The organism is Stieleria sp. (genome assembly GCF_041595215.1).
GTDB classification, from domain to species: Bacteria; Planctomycetota; Planctomycetia; order Pirellulales; family Pirellulaceae; genus Stieleria; species Stieleria magnilauensis.
Map to the genome: position 1 here is coordinate 1 of NZ_JBFHKV010000783.1, position 4246 is coordinate 4246.

Annotated in this window: 4 protein-coding genes; 1 reads left to right on the top strand and 3 read right to left on the bottom strand. The window is 58.4% G+C overall.

All coding sequences use genetic code 11. The features are described 5' to 3' along the window. Together ABX749_RS24110 and ABX749_RS24115 are read right to left on the bottom strand one after the other, a co-directional pair. Nucleotides 1-914 (bottom strand): phosphotransacetylase family protein (locus tag ABX749_RS24110; protein WP_372898241.1); only part of this gene is annotated, 914 nt, incomplete at its 3' end. A 159-nt stretch (nt 915-1073) separates the two neighbouring features. Continuing rightward, nucleotides 1074-2249 (bottom strand): Gfo/Idh/MocA family protein, encoded by a 1176-nt coding sequence (locus ABX749_RS24115; protein WP_372898242.1) that lies wholly within the window; start codon nt 2247-2249, stop codon nt 1074-1076. Nucleotides 2250-2625: 376 nt separating this feature from the next. Here ABX749_RS24115 and ABX749_RS24120 point away from each other — a divergent pair, with 376 nt between their 5' ends. Continuing rightward, on the top strand, nt 2626-3024 hold the full coding sequence (locus ABX749_RS24120; RefSeq protein WP_145207247.1) for a DUF5684 domain-containing protein: 399 nt from the start codon (nt 2626-2628) through the stop codon (nt 3022-3024). A gap of 196 nt (nt 3025-3220) precedes the next feature. On the opposite strand, the gene ABX749_RS24125 is transcribed toward ABX749_RS24120, so the two are convergent. Beyond that, nucleotides 3221-4246: Na/Pi cotransporter family protein (locus tag ABX749_RS24125; protein WP_372898243.1), on the bottom strand; the 1026-nt coding region annotated here is incomplete at its 5' end.

Sequence of the window (4246 nt, forward strand, 5' to 3'; positions counted from 1 at the left end):
CGAATGCCTTCGATCAATCGGGTCACGCTGTCGGGAGGACGCATGCCACCGGTCAGCACAATCCCGGAAATTTTCGGATAGTTGTCCGACGCGACCGTTGCCAGGCATCCCAGCAGAATGTCACTGCGATCCCCGGGAGTGATCACCAGCTTGCTTTCCTGGACCCGCTCCAGAAAATTGGGCAACTGCATGGCCGCGACCGAGATCGTCAGGATCTCTCGATTCAGATCCACTTCGCCGTCGCGAATCGGGACCGCCCCGAGCGCTTCGGCGACCGCGCCGACGGTGGGGGCTTCCAGCGTCGGTTCATCGGCGACCACGAACACCGGATCGTCGTAGCTCCAACTCTTCTGCACCTCACTCCGCACCGCTTCCATGCGTTCGGCCGCGACGCGATTGACGAAATTGGCCATGACCGTGCACCCTTCGTCGACCATCGCAATGCGTGTCGCATGCAGGGCACCGCGGATGCTTTCGGGGGACTTGTTTCGTCCCGACAGCACGTTGACAACCGGGGTCCCGAGATGGGTGGCGATCTGCGCGCTCAGATCGAACTCAAACGCCGAGGCGACCCCTTCAAAATCGGTGCCCTCACAGAGCACAAAATCGGAGCGTGATTCGATCGCCTTGTACCGTTCCAAGATGATGCGCAACAGCACCGAAAGTCCTTTCTCGGTCGCGATCGCTTGTGCGTCATCCGAGGTGACCGCATAACTGTCTTCGTAGTCTTGGTCGAGCGAGTACCGATTGAGCAGCAGCTCGGTATCGTTGTCGCGTTTGCCGTGGCTGCGAATGATCGGGCGAAAGAAACCCAGACGCTCGACGCGTCGCGACAACAGCTCCATGATGCCCAGCACCACGAGGGACTTGCCGCTGTCGGGTTCGGACGCAGCGATGTAAAGGTTTTTGGCCATTGAATTCGATCCGGATGCGGCGATGACGGTCGCGGTTTCAATGGTTTTACCGCGTCACCGTCGACGGCAACATCGGGTGTTGCCGATTCCTGTCCCGTCGCAACCTGAGCCCTCCACGCTCTGGCGCGAGCGTGGCGACGTCGAAGTGGCACGATCCGGTTACAGATCGACCCAGGTGGATCCGCTGGCGGAACTGTTGACCGCGGCCTGGATAAAGTTCATTCCGTTGAGTCCGTCTTGCACGTTGGCGTACTTGCTTCCGTCACAGCTGAAGGGTTTGCCATCGTTGTAGGATCGCACATCTTGCTCGAAGCAACGATGCAGGCGTGCATAGGCATCGTGGAAGGCTTCCGGGTGACCGGCCGGGATGTTGGGCTCGGCCATCAGTTCCTCCGGCAAATCGCCAAGGAATCCGTCGTTGGCCGAAACCGCACCGCGGAAATACGTGCGGTCCGGCTGATCGGGCAACAAGATTTTCAGCTGTTCGGGGAATTCCTGGTCCCAGATCAACGTGCCCTTGGTCCCGTTGACTTCGATGCCCAGATCGTTCTTGTGGCCGATGGCGATCTGTGACGCGCGGACGAGCGCCTTGCCGCCGTTGGACAGTTCGCAGTAGGTCGTGAAGTGATCATCCAGCAGCCGCCCACCGACAAAGGTGACCAGGTTGGCCTGGACCTTGGTGACATCGAGTCCGGTGACGTACCGCAATTGCATCAATGCGTGCGTTCCGATGTCGCCGCCACAGCAGCTGATCCCGGACTTTTTGGGATCGACACGCCACTCGGCCTGGGCGACGCCCGCATCTTCGGTTCGCCCGGCCAGCCAGCCCTGCAGGTAACGTGAATCGGCCCAACGCACCTCGCCCAGCAAGCCGCTGGTGACGATGAAGCGGGCGAACCGGCTGGTCCAGTGACCGAGATAGGTGTGCGCGACGCCGAAGGGGATTTTGGCTTCTTCCACCGCATCGACCAACTGCTGAGCTTCGTCGAGATTGAGCGTCAGCGGTTTTTCGCAAAACACGGGAATCCCCGCACGGACGCATTTAATCGACGGATCGAAATGGACATGGTTGGGCGTGACGACGACGACATAGTCGACGCGTTCGCCGATCGGTTTCTTGGATTCCGCCTCGATCATTTCGTCATAGTTGGTGTATCCCGTGATCGGATAGTCCCAGTTGGCCGCTTCCTCCAAGGCCACTTTGGGATCGGGATGCAGTGCCGCGGCGACCACGCGCCGGGTACCGTCGAAATGGATCGCGCGTTGATGCGGTTGGACGATGAATGCACCACCGCCACCGCCGATCAAACCAACATTGAGAGGTCGTTGACTCATGAAATTCGTTGCCGTTTTACGATTAGAGAGGAGTCTTGTTCGTTGCCCACCGATCTTGGGGGCTGCTAAGTATAGGGCTTGGCGACGACGGTCAACAAGCCACCGGGGCGATCGAGTTTCATCGGCAACGAATCGATTTTCAGATGAAGTCTTGCTGCAAGTCGCCATCGACGCAGCCGAAACAAAGCGCGGGAAAAGTCGAACCCCGGGTAACCAAAGTGAAATTCTTTCGATGGTCCCTCAAAAATTCGATACAATCGAGGTAGGCGATCGTCACCGACACTGGTGGGGCGTGTCAGTCTTTCCGGCTTCGAATCGACGATTGCTCGCAGCGCAGAGGGGATCGAACGAAACCACCGAACGATGAGACGCCGAAATGAACCTTTTTAATTTCAATCTGCCATTGGCTCAGGACGACGGAGGAGGCGGCGTCGTCGGGTTGCTGATTTTGGTGATCCAACTTGTGATCATCGTGGTGATTGTTGCCGGGCTTTGGAAGACCTTTGAGAAAGCCGGCAAGCCGGGCTGGGGAGCGATCATCCCGATCTACAACGTGGTCCTCCTGCTGCAAATCGCCGGCAGACCGATCTGGTGGATCCTGTTGCTGCTGATCCCGTTGGTGAACTTCATCATCGCCATCATCGTCTCGATCGATATCGCGAAGCATTTCGGAAAGGGCGTGGGGTTCGGGATCGGGCTCGCCTTTCTCGGCTTCATCTTCTACCCGATCCTCGGATTCGGCGATGCCAAGTACCAGCCTGTCGCGGCGACTTGATCGGAGGCCGAAATCAACGGCCCGATGCGGGGCTTGGCCAACACCGCTAAATCGACATTGACGGGCGCCCGATCGCCCCGGGCGCTCGCGCGAACCGGCTGATGTCGATCGATGATTAGCCGTTTGGCGCAAGCCCACGGGCCCTGCCCTGGTCAAAACCTTGTTGATTTAGCAGTCGCGGGGCATGGGCTGATCGCTATTTTTCACCCGCGAGCGCTTCGGCGATATTGACCAAGTGGTCGCGGACGCGGCGGTAGGCAGCCACCATGCGGTTGTACGAGACCAGCGAGCGAACTTCGAGTTGCTCTTCAGGCGGTTTCGTGATCACTCCCTTGTACAGTGACTTGGCATGCTTGGTGATCGACTCTCCGTGCGGAAGGGCTTCAACCGCCCCGCCGGCGTGGCCGAGTTGCTCGTAATGGTGGCTGACAAGACTCAGGTAGTCGGACACCATCGTGTGCAATTCCATCAGTTCCTGTTGCTGATCGTCGGGCAATCGCAATTCGTGTCGTTCCAGGTGGCGATGCGCTTTGACCACCGTTGCGATGCAGTCGCTGATCGATTCGTATTCGTCGACCAATCGCAGCTGCCGACGGGATTCGGCGACCACATCATGCGGTACATTGCCGACCAACAAGTTGGACATGAAGGTGACGATTTCGCTCTGCATGACATCGAGTTCCTCCTCCATGTCCAGGATTTGTTTTCGCAGCTCCTTGCCCGAGCCGTCGGTTTCATGAAGTTCCTTTAACCACGCCATCATCTGCTTGCAGGCGTTGACCATGCGGAGAACTTCGACACGGGATTGCTCGACGGCAACGACAGGGGATTCGAGCATGCGAACGTCGAGATTGGTCAGATGTTCTTCTTCGTCCGACAACCTCTTTCGGTCGGGGACCACCCGTCTCAGTGCCGTCGCGATGTATCCGGCCAGCGGCAAAAACACAATCGTATTGGTCACGTTAAATCCGGTGTGCGCCATCGCAATCGCGGCTGTGATTTCAGCGCTAGAGATCACCCCCAACGTCATGTCCGCGCTGGTGTCTCCCGCGACGACATAGCGAACCAGCATCAGGTAAAGGTGGAACACGGCGGTGATCCAGGCGACGCCCAAAATGTTGAAAACGATATGGAAATAGGCCGCCCGTTTGGCGTTGGTGTTGGATCCGAAGGAAGCCAACCACGCGGTGATGGTCGTGCCAATGTTCTCACCCAGCACCAG